Origin of the sequence: Trinickia soli (assembly GCF_002879855.1) — a bacterium.
GTDB lineage: Bacteria > Pseudomonadota > Gammaproteobacteria > Burkholderiales > Burkholderiaceae > Trinickia > Trinickia soli.
The window spans coordinates 15,729-37,870 of sequence record NZ_PNYB01000019.1; the positions used below are offsets into that span (position 1 = coordinate 15,729).

Annotated in this window: 20 protein-coding genes and 1 tRNA gene; 8 read left to right on the forward strand and 13 right to left on the reverse strand. The window is 63.9% G+C overall.

The window, feature by feature from the left end; genetic code table 11:
- Window positions 1-23 precede the first annotated feature (23 nt).
- The 7 genes from thrS to C0Z19_RS20185 form a co-directional block, all read right to left on the reverse strand.
- Window positions 24-1,931 carry a threonine--tRNA ligase gene (gene thrS, locus C0Z19_RS20150; protein ID WP_102611608.1) on the reverse strand — a complete coding sequence of 636 codons (1,908 nt, stop codon included), beginning with the start codon at window positions 1,929-1,931 and terminating at the stop codon, window positions 24-26.
- A gap of 305 nt (window positions 1,932-2,236) precedes the next feature.
- A tRNA-Val gene (locus tag C0Z19_RS20160) sits at window positions 2,237-2,313 on the reverse strand.
- 69 nt (window positions 2,314-2,382) lie between these two features.
- Window positions 2,383-4,617, reverse strand: coding sequence for a RelA/SpoT family protein (locus C0Z19_RS20165; protein ID WP_102611609.1), 2,235 nt, complete (start codon window positions 4,615-4,617; stop codon window positions 2,383-2,385).
- Between the two features lie 69 nt (window positions 4,618-4,686).
- Window positions 4,687-5,040 (reverse strand): RidA family protein, encoded by a 354-nt coding sequence (locus C0Z19_RS20170; RefSeq protein WP_102611610.1) that lies wholly within the window; start codon window positions 5,038-5,040, stop codon window positions 4,687-4,689.
- 81 nt (window positions 5,041-5,121) lie between these two features.
- Window positions 5,122-6,042 (reverse strand): alpha/beta fold hydrolase, encoded by a 921-nt coding sequence (locus tag C0Z19_RS20175; protein WP_102611611.1) that lies wholly within the window; start codon window positions 6,040-6,042, stop codon window positions 5,122-5,124.
- A gap of 144 nt (window positions 6,043-6,186) precedes the next feature.
- Entirely contained in the window at window positions 6,187-6,828 is a 642-nt protein-coding gene (locus C0Z19_RS20180) for a CoA transferase subunit B (protein ID WP_102611612.1), read from the reverse strand.
- A gap of 1 nt (window position 6,829) precedes the next feature.
- On the reverse strand, window positions 6,830-7,534 hold the full coding sequence (locus C0Z19_RS20185) for a CoA transferase subunit A (RefSeq protein WP_102611613.1): 705 nt from the start codon (window positions 7,532-7,534) through the stop codon (window positions 6,830-6,832).
- Window positions 7,535-7,786: 252 nt separating this feature from the next.
- On the opposite strand from C0Z19_RS20185, the gene C0Z19_RS20190 reads away from it, so the two are divergent.
- On the forward strand, window positions 7,787-8,332 hold the full coding sequence (locus C0Z19_RS20190; RefSeq protein ID WP_102611614.1) for a PAS and helix-turn-helix domain-containing protein: 546 nt from the start codon (window positions 7,787-7,789) through the stop codon (window positions 8,330-8,332).
- A gap of 52 nt (window positions 8,333-8,384) precedes the next feature.
- On the opposite strand, the gene C0Z19_RS20195 is transcribed toward C0Z19_RS20190, so the two are convergent.
- Both C0Z19_RS20195 and C0Z19_RS20200 read right to left on the reverse strand, forming a co-directional pair.
- Window positions 8,385-8,837, reverse strand: a complete 453-nt coding sequence (locus tag C0Z19_RS20195) for an acyl-CoA thioesterase (RefSeq protein ID WP_102611615.1) — start codon at window positions 8,835-8,837, stop codon at window positions 8,385-8,387.
- A gap of 58 nt (window positions 8,838-8,895) precedes the next feature.
- Window positions 8,896-9,675 carry an SDR family oxidoreductase gene (locus C0Z19_RS20200; RefSeq protein WP_102611616.1) on the reverse strand — a complete coding sequence of 260 codons (780 nt, stop codon included), beginning with the start codon at window positions 9,673-9,675 and terminating at the stop codon, window positions 8,896-8,898.
- Between the two features lie 243 nt (window positions 9,676-9,918).
- On the opposite strand from C0Z19_RS20200, the gene C0Z19_RS20205 reads away from it, so the two are divergent.
- Window positions 9,919-11,592, forward strand: coding sequence for an electron transfer flavoprotein-ubiquinone oxidoreductase (locus C0Z19_RS20205; RefSeq protein ID WP_102611617.1), 1,674 nt, complete (start codon window positions 9,919-9,921; stop codon window positions 11,590-11,592).
- A 27-nt stretch (window positions 11,593-11,619) separates the two neighbouring features.
- Here C0Z19_RS20205 and aroC read toward each other — a convergent pair whose 3' ends face one another.
- The 3 genes from aroC to C0Z19_RS20220 form a co-directional block, all read right to left on the reverse strand.
- A complete protein-coding gene (gene aroC, locus C0Z19_RS20210; protein WP_102611618.1) occupies window positions 11,620-12,720 on the reverse strand; it encodes a chorismate synthase in 1,101 nt (366 codons plus the stop codon).
- A 143-nt stretch (window positions 12,721-12,863) separates the two neighbouring features.
- Complete coding sequence (locus tag C0Z19_RS20215) at window positions 12,864-14,801, reverse strand: MFS transporter (RefSeq protein ID WP_102611619.1); 1,938 nt, start codon at window positions 14,799-14,801, stop codon at window positions 12,864-12,866.
- 20 nt (window positions 14,802-14,821) lie between these two features.
- Complete coding sequence (locus tag C0Z19_RS20220) at window positions 14,822-15,280, reverse strand: CBS domain-containing protein (protein WP_102611674.1); 459 nt, start codon at window positions 15,278-15,280, stop codon at window positions 14,822-14,824.
- A 193-nt stretch (window positions 15,281-15,473) separates the two neighbouring features.
- Between C0Z19_RS20220 and C0Z19_RS20225 the strand changes: the two genes are divergently transcribed.
- The 3 genes from C0Z19_RS20225 (at window position 15,474) to C0Z19_RS20235 (ending at window position 18,147) form a co-directional block, all read left to right on the forward strand.
- Window positions 15,474-16,793 carry an O-acetylhomoserine aminocarboxypropyltransferase gene (locus C0Z19_RS20225; protein WP_102611620.1) on the forward strand — a complete coding sequence of 440 codons (1,320 nt, stop codon included), beginning with the start codon at window positions 15,474-15,476 and terminating at the stop codon, window positions 16,791-16,793.
- Entirely contained in the window at window positions 16,790-17,623 is an 834-nt protein-coding gene (locus tag C0Z19_RS20230) for an alpha/beta fold hydrolase (protein ID WP_102611621.1), read from the forward strand. The genes C0Z19_RS20225 and C0Z19_RS20230 overlap by 4 nt, the downstream gene beginning before the upstream one ends.
- 203 nt (window positions 17,624-17,826) lie before the next feature.
- Window positions 17,827-18,147 carry an Mpo1-like protein gene (locus C0Z19_RS20235; protein ID WP_102611675.1) on the forward strand — a complete coding sequence of 107 codons (321 nt, stop codon included), beginning with the start codon at window positions 17,827-17,829 and terminating at the stop codon, window positions 18,145-18,147.
- A 58-nt stretch (window positions 18,148-18,205) separates the two neighbouring features.
- On the opposite strand, the gene C0Z19_RS20240 is transcribed toward C0Z19_RS20235, so the two are convergent.
- On the reverse strand, window positions 18,206-19,510 hold the full coding sequence (locus C0Z19_RS20240) for a YihY family inner membrane protein (protein ID WP_102611622.1): 1,305 nt from the start codon (window positions 19,508-19,510) through the stop codon (window positions 18,206-18,208).
- A gap of 89 nt (window positions 19,511-19,599) precedes the next feature.
- Between C0Z19_RS20240 and wrbA the strand changes: the two genes are divergently transcribed.
- Genes wrbA through C0Z19_RS20255 form a run of 3 tightly spaced genes read left to right on the forward strand, consistent with a single transcriptional unit; the run spans window position 19,600 to window position 22,072 of the window.
- Entirely contained in the window at window positions 19,600-20,202 is a 603-nt protein-coding gene (wrbA, locus tag C0Z19_RS20245) for an NAD(P)H:quinone oxidoreductase (protein WP_102611623.1), read from the forward strand.
- Window positions 20,199-20,639: a DUF2069 domain-containing protein gene (locus C0Z19_RS20250; protein ID WP_102611624.1), complete on the forward strand. Its 441-nt coding sequence runs from the start codon at window positions 20,199-20,201 to the stop codon at window positions 20,637-20,639. The genes wrbA and C0Z19_RS20250 overlap by 4 nt, the downstream gene beginning before the upstream one ends.
- On the forward strand, window positions 20,636-22,072 hold the full coding sequence (locus C0Z19_RS20255) for an FAD-binding oxidoreductase (RefSeq protein WP_102611625.1): 1,437 nt from the start codon (window positions 20,636-20,638) through the stop codon (window positions 22,070-22,072). The genes C0Z19_RS20250 and C0Z19_RS20255 overlap by 4 nt, the downstream gene beginning before the upstream one ends.
- The last annotated feature ends 70 nt before the right edge of the window (window positions 22,073-22,142 follow it).

The window sequence follows — 22,142 nt, forward strand, 5'->3', positions numbered from 1 at the left end:
AACGAGCCGCGCTGCCGCAGTGGCTACTTGAACGCCGCAATGTCTTGCTGGAGGCGCTCAACGAAGGCGTCGACGGGCATTACACCCAGATCGACACCGCCACGGGCACGCACGGCTACCGTTTGTGCTTCACGCTCTTTGTCGCCTACCACGAGCAGGTATGGCACTTTTTCGAGCGTATGCTCGCGTATTTTATAGCTAATTTTCTCGTTGCGCAAATCCAGCTCAACTCTAAGCCCTTGTTTTTGCAACGTTTGGGCTACGGACTGCGCATATTCAGCCTGGCTTTCGGCGATATTCATGACCACCGCCTGCGTCGGGGCGAGCCACGACGGCATCGCTCCGGCATGGTGCTCGATCAGAATACCGAGGAAGCGCTCCATCGAACCGACGATCGCACGGTGCAGCATGACGGGCCGGCGGCGGCCGTTGTCCTCGGCCACATATTCGGCGCCGAGGCGCTCGGGCAGCACCATGTCGAGCTGCAACGTGCCGCATTGCCACGAACGGCCGAGCGCATCCTTGATGTGGTATTCGATCTTCGGACCGTAGAACGCGCCCTCGCCCGCGAGCTCCTCCCATTGCAGGCCGCATGCCGTCAGCGCCTGCCGCAATCCTTCCTCGGCGCGATCCCAGATCTCATCCGTCCCCGCACGCTGTTCGGGGCGCAGCGAGAGCTTGATGTCGATGTTCTCGAAACCGAAGTCGCGATACACGCTCATCGCGAGCGTATTGAACTTGATCGATTCCTCGATGAACTGCTCTTCCGTACAGAAGATGTGCGCATCGTCCTGCACGAAGCCGCGCACGCGCATGAGACCGTGCAGCGCGCCCGACGCCTCGTTGCGATGGCACGAGCCGAACTCGGCGTAGCGCAGCGGCAGATCGCGGTACGAACGCAGGCCATGCTTGAACACCTGCACGTGACCCGGACAGTTCATCGGCTTGATCGCGTAGTCGCGCTTCTCCGATTCCGTCGTGAACATGTTCTCGCGATAGTTCTGCCAATGACCCGACGCTTCCCACAGCGAGCGGTCCATGATCATCGGCGTCTTGATCTCGAGGTAGCCGTCGGCGTTGACGCGCCGGCGCATGTACTGCTCGACCTGCTGCCAGAGCGACCAACCCTTCGGATGCCAGAACACCATGCCGGGCGATTCGTCCTGCAGGTGAAACAGGTCGAGCTGACGGCCGAGCTTGCGGTGATCGCGCTTCTCGGCTTCTTCGAGCATGTGCAGATAGGCATCCTGCTCTTCCTTCTTCGCCCAGGCCGTGCCGTAGATCCGCTGCAATTGCTCGTTCTTCGAGTCGCCGCGCCAATACGCGCCAGCGACCTTCATCAGCTTGAACACCTTGAGCTTGCCGGTCGAAGGGACGTGCGGGCCGCGGCATAGATCGGTGAAGCCGCCGTGCGAATAGAGCTTGATCTCGTCGCTCGCGGGAATCGACTCGATGATCTCGGCCTTGTATTTTTCCCCGATGCTCTTGAAGTAGGCCACGGCTTCGTCGCGCGAAACGACGCGGCGCGAGACCGGCTCATCCTTCCTGGCGAGCTCTTGCATGCGCTTTTCGATCTTCTCCAGATCCTCCGGCGTAAACGGCCGTTGATAGGCGAAGTCGTAATAGAAGCCGTTGTCGATGACAGGCCCGATCGTCACTTGCGCTTCGGGATAAAGATCCTTCACCGCGTAGGCGAGCAAATGCGCCGCCGAGTGGCGAATGATATCGAGGCCGTCCGCATCCTTTTCGGTCACGATCGCAAGCGATGCATCGCGCTCGATCAGCGCCGACGTATCGACGAGCTCGCCGTCGAGCTTGCCGCCGAGCGCGGCCTTCGCGAGGCCCGGGCCGATCGAGGCCGCAACCTCGGCCACCGTCACCGGGTGATCGTACTGTCGAACCGAACCGTCAGGCAGGCGTATCGAAACCATTGCGTTCTCTCCGAAATGCCACGCGTGGCATCAAAACAATCGGTTGGCGGCAACAAACCAAAACTGCAGGTGCGTGCGCAGCGAAAGACGGATAAAAAAAATGCGGCCCCGCTTTCGAGGGGCCGCATTCACTTTCACAAACCAGCAGACTAACAGGGCGAATGTGATCCTCGACTAGCGTCGTTCCGAAAAGGTTTCGGTCAACGTTCGCGGTGTCATAACCGTATTCGCCTTGTGCGCCGAGCGCATTTGACTGCCATTGAAGACCCGACATCATCCTGCATTGCCGGGCATTCGATTTTCGTTGGTAGGCTCGATTGGACTCGAACCAACGACCCCCACCATGTCAAGGTGGTGCTCTAACCAGCTGAGCTACGAGCCTGAAGAAGACGAGATTATATGGAGCCTATCTGACCTTGGCAAGCACTTTTATGCTTCCACATGAAAAAAGTTACGACTTGCGCTGGGCGCGCACCACGCCGCCCACTTCGCCTAGCAACGTACACGCGCGCTGAACCTGCACAGCGCTTGAAACCTCAACGGTGAACTGCATGAACGCCGCGTTGCGCCGGCTCATCGTCTTCACGCCGACCACATTCATCTTCTCGCGCGCGAAGACTTCGGAGATGTCGCGCAGCAGGCCTTGACGGTCATGAGCTTCAATCGCAATGTCCACGGGATAGACCGACGAACCGCGCCCGCCAAGCACATCGGCCGACCACGCGGTTTGCAGCACGCGCTCGGGTGCGCGCGCGGCCATTCGTTGAAACGTCGCGCAATCGCTGCGGTGAATGGACATACCCTTGCCGCGCGTCACGAAGCCGCTGATTTCATCGGGCGGCGCCGGCCTGCAGCAGCGCGCGAGCTGCGTGAGCAACGCATCGACGCCGACGACGAGCACCCCCGTCGACGCGCCGCGCGCCACGCTTGCACCGCTGCCGCGCTTTTCGAACTGCTCTGGCGTATCGGGCTGCGGCTCGGGCGGCATCGTATCGGAGAGCGCCTGCTCTACGCTGCGCAGACTGAACTCCTCCTTGCCGACGACGTTGAACAGATCCTCGGGCGATTTGAAGCCGAGCTTGGCCGCGAGTTGGTCGAGATTGACCGACGTCCTGCCTTCGCGCTGCAATGTCTTTTCGACCATCGCCCGGCCGTTCGCGATCGTCTCTTGCAGATCGACCGCATTGAACCACGCGCGCACCTTCTGCTTGGCGCGGTTGCTGCGCAGATAGCCGAGCTGCGGGTTGAGCCAATCGCGCGAAGGCCCGCCCTCCTTCACTGCCACGATCTCGACCGTCTGGCCGTTTTGCAGCGAAGTGTTGAGCGGCACCATCGCACCGTCCACCCGCGCGCCGCGGCAACGATGACCGAGTTCGCTATGCAGGTGATACGCGAAATCGAGCGGCGTCGCGCCTTGCGGCAATGCGATCACGCGCGCTTGCGGCGTCAACACGTAGATGTGATCGTCGTCGAGCGTGGCTTGGCGCAATTGCTCCCACGGGTTGGGGGCAGCCTGCTCGCCTTCGGCGATATCGTCCTTCCATGCGAGTAGCTGGCGCAGCCATGCGATCTTTTCGTCGTATTTCTCGCTCGCACTGAATTGACCGCCGTAGCCGCGCACGCCGGCTTCCTTGTAACGCCAGTGCGCGGCCACGCCATATTCGGCGAAGCGATGCATTTCATGCGTGCGGATCTGCACCTCGAACGCGCGACCGTCGTCGCCGATCACAACCGTGTGCAACGACTTGTATCCGTTCGGTTTCGGCCGCGAGATGTAATCGTCGAATTCCTTCGGCACCGGCTGCCAGAGGTTATGGACGATGCCGAGCACCGTGTAGCAATCCTTGATGTCCGGCACGATCACGCGAAACGCGCGCACATCATAGAGCTCGGCAAAATCGAGCGCCTTGCCGCGCATCTTGCGCCAGATGCTGTAGATGTGTTTTGGCCGGCCGCTGACCTCAGCCGCGATGTGCGCACTGGCCAATTCGTCCTGCAGACGCGAAATCGCCTGCGCCACGTAGGTCTCTCGCTCGACGCGTTTCTCGTCGAGCAGCCTGGCGATGCGCTTGTAGGTGTCCGGGTCTTCGAAGCGAAACGCGAGATCCTCGAGCTCCCACTTCAGCTGCCAGATCCCGAGCCGGTTCGCGAGCGGCGCATAGATTTCGAGCGTCTCGCGCGCGACGTCGACGCCCGGCGACGTCTTGGCAGCCGCGTAGTAGCGCAGCGTCTGCAAGCGCGACGCAAGACGGATCAACACGACGCGGATATCCTGCGCGAACGCGAGCAGCATCTTGCGCAGCGCTTCGATCTGAGCGCGCCGCGCGGCCTGGGCATCGCGGCCGGCGTCGAGCGCGGCGTTCTGCGCCGCCCGCAGGCTGACGGTACCGAGCCGCAGCAGCTTGCGCACATCGCCGACGAGCTGCGCCACTTCTTCGCCGAAGCGCTCGGCAATGGCCCGCTCGGGATCCGCAAGATGCGGCGTAAGGGCGAACAGCGCCGCCGCCAGCACGGCCGGCGGGTCGACGTTGAGCCTGGCGACGATCGAAGCCGTGCCCGTCGCATGGTCGGCGAGCAGCTCGCCCGACGACAGGCGTGCATCGCCGGCGTGCTCGCGCACGAAGGCGAGCGCCTCCTCATACGACGGCAATGATTGCGCGCCGGGGGTGGCCGTATCGGCGTTCATCGTTCGACTCTCGTGCGGGACCGTGACTGCGAACTGCTCATGCTCGCTGCAAGATTGCCTGACGCGCGCTCAGTCTCGCTGAGCGGCAACCACGACGATCTCGACGAGGCATGCCGGATTCGCCAGCCTGGCCTCGACGGTTGCGCGCGGCGGCGTGGCCCCTTGCGCGACCCACTCGTCCCACACCGCGTTCATTCCGGCGAAATGCACCATATCCGAGATATAGATCTGCACCGACAACAGGTGCGCCTTGTCGCTGTTCGCTTCGCCCAACAGCCGATCGATGTGGCCGAGCACTTCGCGCGTCTGGCCGGTGATGTCCTGCGTCGTATCTTCGGCAATCTGCCCGGCAAGATAGACCGTGCCGTTGTGGATGGCGGTTTCGGAGAGGCGGTTGCCGACGTGATGACGAATGACTGCCATTTTCAATCTTCCTGTTCCAGAGGGAGCGGACCGAAGCTGCTCCGGTTTCGCACGGCCGTTTCGCACGCCCGCAAACCTCTATTATGACGCGCCGACGAAGAAGCGCCTTGCAACGGCGATTTGGGCCGGGTCCAGGAACGCCGGCGCATGGCCTACGCCGACCATCTCGACCGCCTGTACGTCGCGTCCGCGTTCGACCATGCGCGAAACCGTCTCGCGCGAAAGCAGATCGGATTCGGCCCCGCGCGTCACCAGCACAGGCCCCTCGATTCGTGCGAACAAGTTCCAGAGCGCCGCTTCGCCCGCGCTCGCCGCCTCGGGCGTCGTTGTGCCGAACGGCACGGCGATCGCGGGGTCGTAGCGAAACACCCACGCGCCGTCGTCCCGCTGCCGCAACAGCGGCGAATTGATCTCGGCCCACTCTTCGGGCGTCAACGGGCCGAAGCTGGCGGCCAGCGCAGCGGCGTGGGCGATGCCCGCCTCGCGCGTGGCAAAGGTCACGTCCTGGCCGACGTATGAGCCGATGCGCACGAGCGCCTCGGGCTCGATGTGCGGGCCGATGTCGTTGACGAGCAGCTTGCGTACGGGCGAGTCTGGCAACCCGGCGAGCGTCATCCCGATCAGGCCGCCCATCGACGTGCCGAACCAGTCCAACGTCTCGACGTTCAGCCGCGCGATCAGCGTGACCATGTCGGCCACGTATTGCGGCACGACGTAGCGGCTTGGATCGCTGAGCCATGCCGAACGGCCGCGGCCGACGACATCCGGGCAGACGACGCGATAGACGTCGGACAGCGCTGCGGCGACGCGGTCGAAGTCGCGCCCCGAGCGCGTAAGCCCATGCACGCAAACCAGCACACGCGGATTGTCGGGATCGCCCCACTCGCAATAGGCCATGCGATGAAGGCCCACAGGGCTCGCGCAGAGAACCTCGCGCTCGCGCGGCGCTGGCGTCGGCGCCTTGGCTGGGGAAGATACGGCGGCAACGTTCGACTCGCTCATCGCATGTCCTTATTGGTGATCTGCGGGGCGGCTCTGCCTTACGCATCAAGCAAAAACGGGCGAAGCGCCCGCCTCACCCGTTTCGTCGTGCTCGAGCGAGCCGCAAAGGCCTGTATACGCGTTGCAGGCCCAGCGCTCGCGGCTTCAGTGAATGGCGCTCGTATCGAGCGGCGCGCCGGTCTTGGCCTTGATTTCGTCCACCGTCACCCCCGGTGCGAGTTCCACCAGCTTCAGGCCCGCATCGGTGACGTCGATGACGCCCAGATCCGTAATGATCCGATCGACGACGCCCACGCCCGTCAGCGGCAGCGCGCAGCTTTCGAGAATCTTGTGCTGGTCGCCCTTCGCCACGTGCTCCATCAGCACGACGACGCGCTTGACGCCCGCGACGAGGTCCATCGCGCCGCCCATGCCCTTGATCATCTTGCCCGGGATCATCCAGTTGGCCAGATCGCCGTTCTTGCTGACCTGCATCGCGCCGAGAATCGCCAGATTGATGTGGCCGCCGCGAATCATGGCAAACGAATCGGCCGACGAGAAGATCGACGAGCCCGGCAGCGTCGTGATCGTCTGCTTGCCGGCGTTGATCAGGTCCGCATCGAGTTCTTCTTCGGTCGGCGACGGGCCGATGCCGAGCAAGCCGTTTTCCGATTGCAGCCAGACGTCGATGCCGGGCGGCACGTAGTTCGCGACGAGCGTCGGCAGCCCGATGCCCAGGTTCACGTAGAAGCCGTCTTGCAGCTCTTTCGCCGCGCGCGCGGCCATCTCTTCACGAGTCCAAGCCATGTCAGTCTCCTTTCACGCGCACGACGCGTTGTTCGATGCGTTTTTCCGGATGCGCATTGAGCACGATGCGCTGCACGAAGATGCCCGGCGTATGAATCGCGTCCGGATCGAGTGCGCCCACTTCGACGATCTCCTCCACTTCGGCCACCGTGATGCGCCCGGCCATCGCGCACATCGGGTTGAAGTTGCGTGCGGTACGGCGGTAAATGAGATTGCCGGCCGTGTCGGCTTTCCATGCTTTCACGAGGGCGACGTCGGCTGTCAGCGAGCGCTCGAGCACGTAATGGTTGTCGCCGAATTGACGCGTTTCCTTGCCCTCGGAGATGACCGTGCCGTAGCCCGTGGCCGTGAAGAACGCGGGAATGCCGGCGCCGCCCGCGCGCAGCTTCTCAGCGAGCGTGCCTTGCGGCGTGAATTCGAGCTCGAGCTCGCCCGCCAGATACTGGCGCTCGAACTCCTTGTTCTCGCCCACGTACGAGGAGATCATCTTCTTGATCTGGCGCGTTTCGAGCAGCAAGCCCAGGCCAAAGCCATCGACGCCCGCATTGTTGCTGATGCAGGTGATGCCTTTGACGGCCGAGTCGCGCAGCGCCGCAATCAACGCTTCGGGAATGCCGCACAAGCCGAAGCCGCCAACGGCAAACGTCTGCCCGTCTTTGACGATGCCCTCGAGCGCGGCGGACGCGCTTGGATAGACTTTGTTCATCTGTGTGTCCCTTCCGTGATGGAAATCCGAAATCGGATGGCGCGGTAAGCATCGATGCATCGGTGCCTATTCTAGTCGTCGCGCGCGCATCCGTCGTGGTCGTCATGGCAGCGGTGGCCTGACGGCAGTGGACACGCGTCGCCGCGCTTCGTTTAATGCGCCAAAGGGTACGATGCCCGGCGCTTGCGGCACAATACGCAAAAATACATAAGCGAAAGCCCCCGTGCGAAATACGACGGCCTGCCGCGAACTATGCCCAAAATCGATTACCAGACCGCCTTTCACCTTGCGCCGATCGGCCTCGTGCTTTCGCGTGACCGTGTCATCGAGGATTGCAACGATGCGGTCGCCGCCATCTTTCGTTGCGATCGCTCGGCGCTGATCGGGCTTTCGTTCGAAGCACTGTACCCGTCGTCGGACGAGTTCGAGCGCATTGGCGAGCGGATCGGACCCATCATGACGGCCCAGGGCAGTTATGCAGACGATCGGATCATGAAGCGCGCCGACGGCGAACTGTTCTGGTGCCATGTGACGGGCCGGGCGCTCGAGCGCCATGCGCCGCTGGCCGCGGGCGTGTGGACCTTCGAGGACTTGAGCGCGACGCGCCGCGTTGCCGTCGAACTGACCCCGCGCGAGCGCGAGGTGGCCGCGCAGCTGGCGACGGGCAAAACGAGCAAACAGATCGGCCGCGTGCTCGATATCAGCTCGCGCACGGTCGATATCTACCGCGCGCGGCTCATGCGCAAGTACGGCAGCGGCAACGCCACCGAACTCATGCAGCGTCTGCTCGGCCAGTGAGGCCGGCCGCCCAACACGCGCGAACGCGCGCCTTTGGCGGTCAAGGTGCGCTTCAGCGCGCCCGCTCGAACGGAGGGTTTTCGAGCTGCGAACGCAACGGTTCGGGCAGCGGCACCGAGCGCCCCGCCGCATAATCGATCCAGACGCAGCGCGCCGTGCCGCGGGCATAGAGCGTGCCCGGATCGTCGGCGCGGCGCAGCTCGAAGCCCGTGTCGAAGCTGCTGCGCCCCGGCTTGCCGACCGACATCAGACCGACGACGTCGCCCGGATAATGAAGCTGCCGCAAGAACTCCATCGACGCATTGACGATGACGGGGCCCTGCCCGTGTTCCGCGCCGCCGATGATGCCCACGGCCTCGAACCAGCTGATCCGCACCTGCTCCATGTAGCGAAAGTACACGGTGTTGTTGACGTGCCCGAACGCATCCATGTCGCCCCACCGGATCGGCATCGACATTTCGAACACAGGGCGGTAATCGCTGTTCGGCGCTTCCTTCAGATCCATTACTTCAGCCACTTCTCTTCTACCTTCCTTCGATACTTCGAAACAAAAACCGGAATCGTCAGGACAGACCCAACCCATCGTCGGCCGCGATGACGGCGCCGTTGATGAACTGCGATTCGTCGGCTGCCAGCAGCAGCAGCAAGCCGTCGAGGTCCTCGGGCTGCCCGACGCGACGGCGCGGCAGCATCGCCAGCAGCTTCTGGCCCGCTTCGGACGACCAATGCTGATGATTGATCTCCGTATCGATATAGCCAGGCGCGATCGCATTGACGTTGATGCCGTGCCGGCCCCATTCGAGCGCCATCGCGCGCGTCATATGGACGACGGCCGCCTTGCTCATCGAATACAGGCCGATCTGCGGCAATACGCGCAGCCCCGCCACCGAAGCAATGTTGATGATGCGGTAGGCCGGCTTCTGCATCGCCCCGCCCGAGCGCATGATCATGCGCTTGGCCACTTCCTGCGCGACGAAGAACGCGCCACGCGTGTTCGTATCGAACACAAATTCGTAGTCGGCCGGCGTGACCTCGGTGAGCTTTTGCGTCGTCGACACACCTGAGTTGTTGACCAGGATGTCGATCGTGCCCGCCTCGGTCTCCGCATGTGCAACGGCCGACTTGATGCTTTGGTAGTCGGTCACATCGAGCGAGACGACGTGCGCCGCGCCGCCCGACGCCTCGATCTCGGCGCGTAATTCCTTCAAACGCTCCACGCGCCGGCTCGCCAGCACCACTTTCGCCCCTGCCTGCGACAGTACGAGCGCGAAGCGCTTGCCGAGGCCGCTGGACGCGCCCGTAATCAGCGCGACCTTGCCTTCCAAATTGATCGAACGGCCCATTCTCGTTCCTTTACGCTGTGAATTTGGTGAATTCGGTGAATTCGGTGAACCCGGTGATACTGCGCGATGCGCGATCGGACGCAGAACACATCGGGCAATAAAACAGCCGACACGGACGGAGCCGCCACTCTATCACGCAAATAGAACGATCGTGCTAATCTCTACCCGCGCGGTTGCAGCGTCCCTACTGTTCGCTGACAATACGAACCCGAAAAAAAGCATTCTAATGGCTAAGGAGCCTCAATGACCCCCGAAAGTCTGATCGAGCAATATGGCCCTCGCGAGTCGATGGAGTACGACGTCGTGATCGTGGGCGGCGGTCCCGCCGGTCTGTCGGCTGCGATCCGGCTCAAGCAGCTCGCACAGGAAAAAGGCGTCGACATCGGCGTGTGCGTGCTCGAGAAGGGTTCGGAGATCGGCGTGCACATCCTGTCGGGCGCGGTCATGGATCCTCGGGCCATGAGTGAGCTGATTCCCGATTGGAAGGAGAAAGGCGCGCCGCTGAACGTCGAGGTGACGGAGGACCGCTTCCTTTTCCTGTCCGAGAAGGGCGCCGTCAAAACGCCGAACTGGGCGCTGCCCGACATTTTCCAGAATCACGGCAACTATGTGATCAGCCTGGCCAATGTGACGCGCTGGCTCGGCCAGCAAGCCGAAGCGCTCGGCGTGGAGATTTTCCCGGGCTTTGCCGCGGCCGACGTGCTGTACAACGAAGACGGGTCGGTCAAAGGCGTGGCCACCGGCAACATGGGCATCGGCAAGGACGGCGAGCCGCTTGATAACTTCCAGCTCGGCATGGAGCTGCACGCGAAGTACACGCTGTTTTGCGAAGGCGCGCGCGGGCACCTGGGCCGCCGGCTCAACGACACATTCAAGCTCGACCAGGGCGCGGACCCGCAGGTCTACGGCATTGGCATCAAAGAGCTGTGGGAAATCGATCCGGCCAAACATCAGCCGGGGCTCGTGATCCACACGGCGGGCTGGCCGCTCGATACGCAGACCTACGGCGGCTCATTCCTCTATCACATCGACAACAACCAGGTGATGGTCGGTTTCGTTGTCGGCCTGGGCTACTCGAACCCGTACCTGTCGCCGTTCGAAGAATTCCAGCGCTACAAGACGCACCCTGAGATTCGCAAGTTCCTCGAAGGCGGCAAGCGCATTTCGTACGGCGCGCGTGCGATTACGGCCGGCGGGCTGATGTCGCTGCCCAAGCTCGTGTTCCCGGGCGGCGCGCTCGTGGGCGACGATGCCGGGTTCTTGAACGCCGCGCGCATCAAAGGCAGCCACGCAGCGATCAAGAGCGGCATGCTGGCGGCGCAAGCTGCGTTCGACGCCGTGCAAGCGGGCCGTCAAAACGATGAACTGCTTGCGTACCCCGAATCGTTCAAGCAATCGTGGCTGCACACGGAACTGCACCGCTCGCGCAACTTCAAGCAGTGGATGAGCAAGGGCCTCTACCTGGGCACGCTCATGGTCGGGATCGAACAGAAGCTGCTGGGCGGTAACGTGCCGTGGACGCTCCATCATCAGCATCGCGATCACGAGATGCTCAAGCCGGCTTCACAATGCACACCGATCGCTTACCCGAAGCCCGACGGCAAGCTCACGTTCGATCGGCTTTCCTCCGTATTCCTGTCGAATACGAACCATGAGGAAAATCAGCCCGCACATCTGACGCTCAAGGATGCGTCGGTGCCCGTCAACGTCAACCTGCACACGTACGCGGGCCCCGAGGGACGCTATTGCCCGGCGGCCGTGTACGAGTTCGTCAAGAACGACGACGGCAGCGATCGCCTCGTGATCAATGCGCAGAACTGCGTGCATTGCAAGACCTGCGACATCAAGGACCCGACGCAGAACATCGTCTGGGTCACGCCTGAAGGCGGCGGCGGGCCGAACTACGCGAACATGTGATCGCAAAAGCCCGCGGGGGGCGCAGGCTTAGTCCCCCCGGGCAGCAATCCGAGGCGTCGCGACGCTGACATCCCCGCATTGCGCGCGATGGCGCAGTGCGTGATCGATCAGAACGAGCGCAAGCATAGCTTCCGCGATCGGCGTCGCACGGATGCCGACGCAGGGATCGTGGCGTCCGAACGTTTCGACCACGACGGGATTGCCGTTCTTGTCGATCGATCTGCGCGGCGTGCGGATACTGGACGTAGGCTTAATCGCGATCGAAACCGTGATGTCCTGCCCGGTCGAAATACCGCCGAGCACGCCACCCGCGTGGTTGCCGATGAAGCCGTCCGGTGTCAGCTCATCGCCATGGACCGACCCGCGTTGCGCCACGCTGGCAAATCCGGCGCCAATCTCAACGCCCTTGACGGCGTTGATACCCATCATTGCATGCGCGATGTCGGCGTCAAGACGATCGTACAGCGGCTCGCCCCAACCTACGGGAACGCCGCTCGCTACAACGGCGATGCGGGCGCCGATGGAATCGCCGTCCTTGCGTAGCGCATCCATGTAGGCTTCGAGCTGCGGCACGACCTGCGCATTCGGCGCGAAAAAGGGATTTTGCGAAACCTCGGACCAATCGACGAACGGGATCTCGATTTCGCCGAGCGCGCTCATGTAGCCGCGCACTTGCACGCCGAACTTCTCGCTCAACCACTTCTTCGCGACAGCGCCTGCGGCGACCGTCGGCGCCGTCAGCCGCGCGGACGAGCGCCCGCCGCCCCGGAAGTCGCGCACGCCGTATTTGTGCCAGTACGTGTAATCGGCATGGCCCGGGCGAAACGTCTCGGCGATGTTCCCGTAATCCTTGCTGCGTTGGTCCGTATTCCGAATGAGAAGCGCGATAGGCGCACCGGTCGTCACGCCCTCGAACACACCCGACAGGACCTCGACTTTGTCCTCTTCCTGCCGCTGCGTGACGTGGCGCGATGTACCGGGCTTGCGGCGATCGAGTTCGCCTTGAATATCGGCTTCCGACAGCGCCATCCCGGGCGGGCAACCGTCGATCACGCAGCCGATCGCCGGACCGTGCGATTCGCCGAACGTCGTGACGGTGAAAAGCGTGCCGATAGTGTTGCCGGACATGAGCGTGGCCTCAAAAAAAAATAAATGAGCAAGGCGCTATTATGCCTTGCACCGGGCCCTGCCACGCTCGGCCGGTTGGCCAGCACGATTTGCTTTCGGCGCTACGACCGGGACTGACTACCGGGACTGACTGCCAGGGCCGACTACCGGCGCGCGCCCCGCAAGTCGCTGACGATGCGTTGCAGCGTCTCGGGCGTCGCGGCGCCCGGATCGAGCGGCTCGGCCACGGCCAGCGTGAGACGACTCATGACGCCCTTACGGATCGGACGTGGAAAACGAGCGTCGGCGTGGCGGGAAAACACGCTGCCCCAAAGACCGCGCAGCGCCATTGGAATGACGGGCACGGGCGTGCGCTCGACGATCTGCGTGACGCCGCGACGGAACGTATTGAGTTCGCCGTCGCGCGTCAGTTTGCCCTCGGGAAAGATGCAGACGAGTTCGCCTTCCGCCAGGGCCGCCGCGCATGAATCGTAGGCCCGTTCCAGCATTGCCGCGTCCTCATGGGCCGGCGCGATCGGAATCGCCTTGGCATGGCGGAACAGCCAGCCGACGAACGGCGTGCGGAAAATGCGGTAATCCATGACAAATCGGATCGGCCGCGGACTTTCGGCCATGATCACGACCGCATCGACATAGCTGACATGATTGCAGGCAAGCACCGCGGCGCCCTGCTCGGGGATGCGCTCGGCATGCACGAGACGGATTCGGTAAAACGTGTGTACGAGCACCCACGCTATGAAACGCAGCAAAAATTCGGGCACCAGCGAATAGATATACGCTGCCACAACGACGTTGAGCAAGGCTGTCGCGGCGAAGATGCCGGGAATGCTGACGCCCGCGGCGGTCAACCCTATCGCCATGAGCGCAGAGACGATCATAAAAAACGCGTTGAGAATGTTGTTTGCGGCAATGATCCGGGCGCGGTGCGTTGGCTGACTGCGGCTTTGGATCAAAGCGTAGAGCGGCACGCTATAAAAGCCGCCGAACATCGCGAGCAGGAACAGGTCGGCCAAAATGCGCCAATGGCGCGCGTGACTCAGGAATTCGGCCACGCCGATGAGCGGCCCCGCCTGCGGTAACCCGCGGCTGGCCCAGAACAGGTCGAACGCGAACACGCTGATGCCGATCGACCCGAGCGGCACGAGCCCGATCTCGACGCGCCGCTTCGATAGCCGTTCGCACAACAGCGAGCCCGTGCCGATCCCGAGCGAGAACGTGGCGAGCAGCACGGTCACGACATCGGGATTGGCCGACAGCACGTCCTTGGCGTAGCTGAAGAACGAAGTCAGGAACGTCGCCCCGACGAACCAAAGCCACGAGATGCCCAGCAGACTCAAAAACACGGTGCGGTTCTGACGGGCGAGCGAGAGGTTGCGCCACGTTTCGGTGATGGGGTTCCAATTGATTCGCAAATCAGGCTGGGACGCGGGTGAGACCGGCACCCGCGCGGAGGTGAACCGCCCGGCGAGCGCCACCGCGAGGCACATACCGGCCAGCCACCAGGCGCCGTGTTCGGGCGAGGCCGCTGCTGCGCCGCCTATGATCGTGCCGATCAGAATGGCGACGAACGTGCCCATTTCGACGAGACCGTTGCCCCCGACGAGTTCCTTCTCATCAAGATGCTGTGGCAGATACGCGTATTTGACGGGACCGAACAGTGTCGAATGCACGCCCATCAGGAAAGTGCAGAGATAGAGCAGCGGCGCGTGATGGGTGATGAAACCGGCGCCGCCGATCAACATCACGACGATTTCGAAGGTTTTGACGAAGCGCGTGAGCTTCGCCTTGTCATATTTGTCGGCGATCTGACCCGACGTAGCCGAAAACAGGACGAACGGCAGTATGAAGATGGCCGAGATCAGAAACGCGGCCGTCTTGGCGTCGACGCCCGAGAACCGCGCCGTCTGGTAAGTGACGAGCGAACTGAAGCCGACCTTGAAAACGTTATCATTCAGCGCGCCGAGAAACTGCGTCCAAAAGAACGGCGCGAATCGCCGTTCGCCGAACAATGTGAACTGGGAATGGGACTGGCGCGGCGCGCGGCGCGGCAGTGAAGCGGGAGGCAGCGGACGGTCGCTCATAGATGAATGCTGCGTTCCCCTCAGCGTGTGTCATGCGTCTGCCCTTCTTCGGGCCAGTCGCGGATATAGGCCTTGAGCATACGATTCTCGAAACTTTGCTCCTCGACGACGGCTTTGGCGACGTCGTAAAACGAGATGACGCCCATGAGCGTGCGGCTTTCCATCACCGGCAGATAGCGGACATGATGCTCGAGCATGATGCGGCGCACTTCGTTGACATCCGTTTCGGGCGTGCAGGTGATCGGGTGATCGTCCATCACCTTGCGAATCGTAGCCGTGCCGACGCCGCCGTCGTTTTGCTTCAACGTGAGGATGATTTCGCGGAATGTCAGCATGCCGACGAGATCGCCGAACTCCATGATGACGAGCGAACCGATGTCGTGCTCGGCCATCGTATTCACCGCTTGGAGCAGCGGCGTATCGGGCGTGACCGTGTACAACGTGTTGCCCTTGACCTTCAAGATGTCGCTGACTCTCATGGCGTTCTCCCGATGAAGCTTGAGTGGATCGGTCGATCCTAGCGGAAAGGCTTGCAAAAGGAAAGCGAGAGCCCTGCCACTCGGACCGATGGCGCACAGTGCGAGACGAAGCTTGCGAAAGGCCGGCGGCTCGCCTGGCGATGGTACGATGGCCGCCACCGCAACTTTGCCGGGCGCCGGCCCGGCCGACGTCATGTCCGCCAACCGTTTCGACACGCTTGCAGTGCATGCCGGCGCGGCTCCCGATCCCGCTACGGGAGCGCGCGCCACACCCATCTACCAAAGCACGGCCTTCGTCTTTCGCGATGCCGACCACGCCGCCGCGTTGTTCAACATGGAGCGCGCCGGCCACGTCTATTCGCGCATCTCAAATCCCACCGTCGCCGTCTTCGAAGAACGCGTCGCGGCGCTCGAGAACGGCGTCGGCGCCATCGGCGCCGCGAGCGGCCAGGCGGCGCTGCATCTGGCCATCGCCACGCTGATGGGCGCCGGCTCGCACATCGTCGCGTCGAGCGCGCTGTACGGCGGCTCGCACAACCTGCTGCACTACACGCTGCGCCGCTTCGGGATTGAAACGACGTTCGTCAAACCGGGCGACCTCGACGCCTGGCGCGCGGCGATCCGCCCCGACACGCGTCTGCTGTTCGGCGAAACGCTCGGCAATCCGAACCTCGATGTGCTCGACATCGCGGGCGTGGCCGAGGTTGCGCATGCGCACGCGATTCCGCTGCTCGTCGATTCGACGTTCACCACGCCGTACCTCGTCAGGCCGTTCGAGCACGGCGCCGATCTGGTCTATCACTCGGCAACCAAATTTCTCGGCGGCCACGGGACGACCGTCGGCGGCGTGCTCGTCGACGCCGGCACGTTCGATTTCGCCGCCTCCGGGCGCTTTCCCGAATTCACCGAGCCTTACGACGGCTTTCACGGCATGGTCTTCGCCGAAGAAAGCACGGTCGCGCCCTTCCTGTTGCGCGCGCGCCGGGAAGGCCTGCGCGACTTCGGCGCCTGCCTGCATCCGCAAGCCGCGTGGCAGTTGTTGCAAGGCATCGAGACGCTGCCGCTGCGGATGGAGCGACACGTCGCGAACACGCGCAAGATCGTCGAATTCCTGGCCGCACATCCGGCCGTGGAGTCGGTCGCCTATCCCGAGCTGCCGTCGCACCCCGATCACGCGCTGGCCAAGCGCCTCCTGCCGCGCGGTGCAGGCGCGGTCGTCAGTTTCAATTTGCGTGGCGATCGTGCCGCCGGGCGCCGCTTCATCGAAGCCCTGTCGCTGTTCTCCCATCTCGCAAACGTGGGCGACGCGCGCTCGCTCGTCATCCATCCGGCCTCGACGACGCACTTCCGTATGGATGCTGCCGCACTCGCGGCCGCGGGCATCGCGGAAGGCACGATTCGCCTGTCGATCGGACTCGAGGATCCCGACGATTTGATCGACGACCTCAGGCGCGCCCTGAAAATCGCGACGAAGCCGGCGGCCGGCACGCCTTCGAAGAAGGAGTCGGCATGATCGTCACCGTGCAAGGCAAACCTGCCTACGCCTACACCGGCGGCAAGCCCTTTGACGCGGCGCTGCCCACGGCCGTGTTCATCCATGGCGCCCAGCACGACCACAGCGTCTGGGCGCTGCAAAGCCGCTACTTCGCTCATCACGGCTTCAATGTGCTGGCGGTCGACCTGCCCGGCCACTGCCGCAGCGAAGGGCCCGCGAAAACCACCATCGAGGCACTATCCGATTGGGTTGCCGCGCTGCTCGACGCCGTCGGCGCGCCCGCCGCGGTCCTGATCGGGCATAGCATGGGCTCGCTCGTCGCACTCGAGTTCGCAAGCCGCCACCCGGCGCGCGCACTGGGCGCGGCCCTGGTCGCGACGGCGGTCCCCATGGCCGTGTCCGATGCGCTGCTCGAGGCGGCGCTCTCGCGCGAGCCGGAAGCAATCGAACTCGTGAACCGCTGGTCGCACTCGACGATCGCCGCCAAACCTTCCTGCCCGGGACCGGGCTTCTGGCTGCACGGCGTCAATCAGCGGCTCATGGAACGGGTATCGGCGCGCGGCGAGCCGCATCTGTTCCACACCGACTTCTCGGCCTGCAACGCTTATGCGCACGGGCTCGAGCGCGCGGCGCAAGTGCGCTGCCCCGTGCGGCTCGTGTCGGGCACGAAGGACATGATGACGCCGCCACGCGCTACGCGCGCACTCGTGGACGCGCTCAAAGCCGGCGGCGCGCGGGTGGACGTGATCACGCTCGATGCCGGCCATGCGCTGATGTCCGAGCAGCCCGATGCGACGCTCGACGCCCTGTTCGCGTTCGCCCGTTCGGTGGTTGCAACACAGGCTTGAACGAGGTTCGAACGAAGGTCGGAGATACGCTCGGCCGTTTGTCTGCCGCCAGGCCGGACGGCCAGGTTGCGCCTTGGCGCCGATCGCCGGACAATGGTTTTTGTCGGCCGAAAGTAGCGCGGCACGCGGGCAGGTCGAACATTGTCGCGCTCGCCCCGCCCGGGCACGACGGCAAGCGCCCATCGGCGCAAACGGAGGAAGCGATGGCTCACAGCGCTCACACAGCCCACTTCGCGAGCTTCGCAGAGTTTTACCCGTTTTATCTGGGCGAGCATCGCAACAGCGTTTGCCGCCGCCTGCATTTCGTCGGTTCGCTCGGCGTGATCGGGTGTCTGGCGATGGCCGTGGCGACGGGCGGTTGGCTTTGGTTGCCGGCCGCGGTGGTCTGCGGCTACGGCTTTGCGTGGATCGGACACTTCTTCTTTGAAAAGAACCGCCCCGCCACGTTTCGCCATCCCGTCTACAGCCTGATGGGCGACTGGGTGATGTTCAAAGACATCTGCGTCGGCAAAATCGCGCTGTAGCGGCGCGCAGAACACGGCCGCGCGGGGGGCCGCACGTGCGTCGCGCGGCGCATCCCACCTACGCCGGCTGATTCGGCCACGGCGGCGAACCCATCGGCTTGCCGCGGCCCTGCTCCGAGCCGCGCACGCTGCGCGCGGCCATTAACACCGCCAACGTCAGTTCGAGCTTCGGATTGTGCAGCGCATCAAGCAACAGCCCGGCATCCACGCGTGTCGAATCGAGCCGCAATTGGTATTCGAGTTCGGGCCGATCGACGACGAACATGTCGAACAACCGGCCGACGGTCACCTGCGACGGATTGGCGATCAAGACGTAGCACGGCGCGGCCTCATCGGCCAGCCGCGTAATCCACTCGCGACGCTCCAGCTTGCCGAGCAGCCGCGTGACGGTGTCGATATCGCAGCGCAGCATCCGGGCGAGGTTGATCGGCGTGACGCCCGGCCTGCCCGCCTCGCGAGCTTCGTCAAGACGCACGAGCAGTTCGAGCGCATCGAGCAGATCGCTGCCCGCGTAGTGCCGGCGGTGGAACTGGCCCAGGCGGATGGCCGGCAGCGCGGAAACCACCGTGGCGCCTGCCAGCGTGATGAACCAGCACAGGTAGACCCACAAGAGGAACAACGGCACGAGCGCGAAGGCGCCGTACACGGCCGTGTACGTCGGCATCCGGCGCACGTAATAGCCGAAGCCGCGCTTCGCGAGCTCGAACGCGACGGCCGCGAGCAGGCCGCCGACCAATGCGTCGCGCCACGCAACGGCACAGTTCGGCAGATAGACATAGAGCAGCGTAAACGCGAGCGCGGTCAGCGGCAGCGCCGCGCCCGTCAATGCCCATTCCACCAGCGTCGGCACATGGCCGTTGGCGAGCGCGGTCGATTGTGTAAACAGATACGACGAAATCGACAAGCTCACGCCGATCAGCAGCGGGCCGAGCGTAATAATCGCCCAATAGACGAGCACGCGCTGCGCGAACGGCCGCGGTTTGACGACGCGCCAGATCGAATTGAGCGCCGATTCGACCGTCATCATCGTCATGACGGAGGTCACGAACAGGATGATCATGCCCGCCGTCGTCAGCCCCTTCGCCTTCGACGCGAATTGGTTCAGATACTTGAAGATCTGATTGTTGATCTGGTCCGGCATCAGGTGCTGCGCGAGGAACATCTGCAGCGATGCCTGGAATTGCGCAAAGATCGGGAACGCCGTGAACAGCGCGAATGCGACCGTCGCGAGCGGAACGATCGCGAGCATGGTCGTAAACGTCAAACTGCCCGCCACCTGGGCGATGCGATCCTCCCCGATGCGCTTCGCGGCGAAACGCGTCAGACGTTTGAGCGTATGCAGTTCGGAACCGAGCGTCGGCAAGTATCGTTCTCCTGTTGGTTCAATGGCCGCGTCAGACGGCACGCGCTAGCGTACACGCCCCTATAATAAGCCGCTCACAACCGCCCCTTATGAAAGACATTCTCGTACTCTATTACAGCCGGCACGGCGCAACCCGCGATTTGGCACTTGCCATCGCCCAAGGCGTCGACAGCGTGGCCGGCATGCAGGCCCGCGTGCGAACCGTGCCGGCCGTCTCGGCCGTAAGCGAAGCAACTGCGCCGGCCATTCCGGCAGATGGGCCGCCCTATGCCGAGCTGCGCGATCTCGAAGAATGCGCGGGCCTCGCGCTCGGTTCGCCGACGCGCTTCGGCAATATGGCCGCCTCGCTGAAGTACTTCCTCGACGGCACGACGCCGCAATGGATGAGCGGCGCCCTTTCCGGCAAACCCGCCTGCGTTTTCACGTCGACGAGCAGCCTGCACGGCGGCCAGGAATCGACGCTGCTGTCGATGATGCTCCCGCTTCTGCACCACGGCATGCTGATGCTGGGCATTCCGTACACAGAAAGCACGCTCGCCACGACGCAAACGGGCGGCACGCCGTACGGCGCCTCGCATGTCTCAGGCGCCGGCGCGCGCGAATCGGTGCTGTCGGCCGATGAAAAGACGCTGGCCGTCGCGCTTGGCGCGCGGCTCGCGCGCACTGCCGCGCTATTGGCCAGCCGCCCATGACGCCCGGCCACACCGATACGGCCAACGCGGCGGCCGCACCAGCCAGCGCGGTCGCCCCGCGCGATCGCTGCGCGCTCGGCGCGCTGTTTGCGCTTGTGGCCTTGATCGTGCTGGCCGTAGCTTGGGAGCGCTGGCTTGCTCCGCTGCGGCCCGGCGGATCGGCGCTCGTGCTGAAGGCGTTGCCGCTCGTCTGCGCGTTGCCGGGCGTCTGGCGGCGCAAACTTTACACGCTGCAATGGGCGTCGATGCTCGTGCTGCTCTACCTGGCCGAGGGCATCGTGCGCGGCATGACCGACGGCGCGCTGTCGGCTCGGCTCGGCTGGGCCGAAGTCGCACTCGCCACCCTCTTCATCGCGTGTGCGGTCGCTTACGTCGCCCCGTTCAAGCGCGCAGCGCGAGCGGCGCGGCGCGACGCCGGTTCGGGACGATCATCATGACGCAAACCACTTCAACCGCACGCGACGCGTTCGTCGCCGCATGCCGCGACGCCATCGGCGCGGCCCATGTGCTCACCGAGCCGCACGACACTGCGCCGTTCCTGACGGATTGGCGGCGCCGTTATACCGGAGCCGCCTGCGCCGTACTGCGGCCCGGCACGACGCAGGAAGTCGCCGCGATCGTCCAGCTCGCCAACACGCACCGCGTCCCGCTCGTCCCGCAGGGCGGCAATACCGGCCTCGCTGGCGGCGCGACGCCCGATGGCTCGGGCGCGCAAGCAGTCGTCAGCCTGGCCCGCTTGAACCGCATCCGCGCGTTGGACCCACTCAACAACACGATCACCGTCGAGGCGGGCGTCGTGCTCAGGCAGGTGCAGGATCATGCGCGCGAGGCCGGTCGCCTGTTTCCGCTGAGCCTGGCCGCCGAGGGCAGTTGCACGATCGGCGGCAACCTTGGGACGAATGCCGGCGGCACCGGCGTCCTTCGGTACGGCAATACGCGCGAGCTCTGCCTGGGCCTCGAAGTCGTCACGCCGCAGGGTGAAATCTGGGACGGATTGCGCGGCCTGCGTAAAGACAACACCGGCTACGACTTGCGCGATCTCTTCATCGGTGCCGAAGGCACGCTCGGCATCATCACGGCCGCCGTCATGAAGCTGCACCCGCTGCCTGCCGCGCGCGTCACGGCGCTGGCCGCCCTCGCCTCGCCGCATGCCGCGCTCGATTTTCTCGCGCTTGCGCATCGCTGCGCCGGGCCGCTCTTGACGGGATTCGAGCTGATGTCGGACTTTTGTCTGCGGCTCGTCGGCAGGCATTTTCCGCAGATGCGCTATCCGTTCGAGCAGCCGCACGCGCAAATCGTCCTTCTCGAACTCTCCGACAGCGAAAGCGAGGAGCACGCGCGCGCGCTGTTCGAGCAGATGATGGAGCAGGCGCTCGAGTCGGGCCTCGTGGAGGACGCCGTCGTGGCCGAGAATCTCGCACAGTCGCGGGCGTTCTGGGATTTGCGCGAGCATATTCCGCTCGCGCAAGCGGAAGAAGGGTTGAACGTCAAGCACGACATCGCGGTCCCCATTTCGCGCGTTGCCACCTTTATCGAGGAAACCGATGCAGAGATCGCCGCGGCCGTACCCGGCGCGCGCATGGTCACGTTCGGGCACCTCGGCGACGGCAACCTCCATTACAACGTTCAGGCGCCAGAAGGCGTCGATGCGCGGGCGTTTCTCGCGCAATTCCAAGCGCAGTTGAATCGCATCGTTTATGAAAGCGTGTATCGTCAAGGCGGCACGTTCAGCGCCGAGCACGGCGTCGGACAGCTGAAAGTCGATGAATTGAAGCATTACAAATCGTCGGTCGAACTCCGGCTCATGCGGGCGATCAAAGCCGCGCTCGACCCGCTCGGCTTGATGAACCCCGGCAAAGTGGCAGGCTGAGGATCGCCGTCGACCCGGTCAGCAGGCTGCAGCGACAGATCAGGCCGTTGCGGCAAACGCGGCCGGCGAG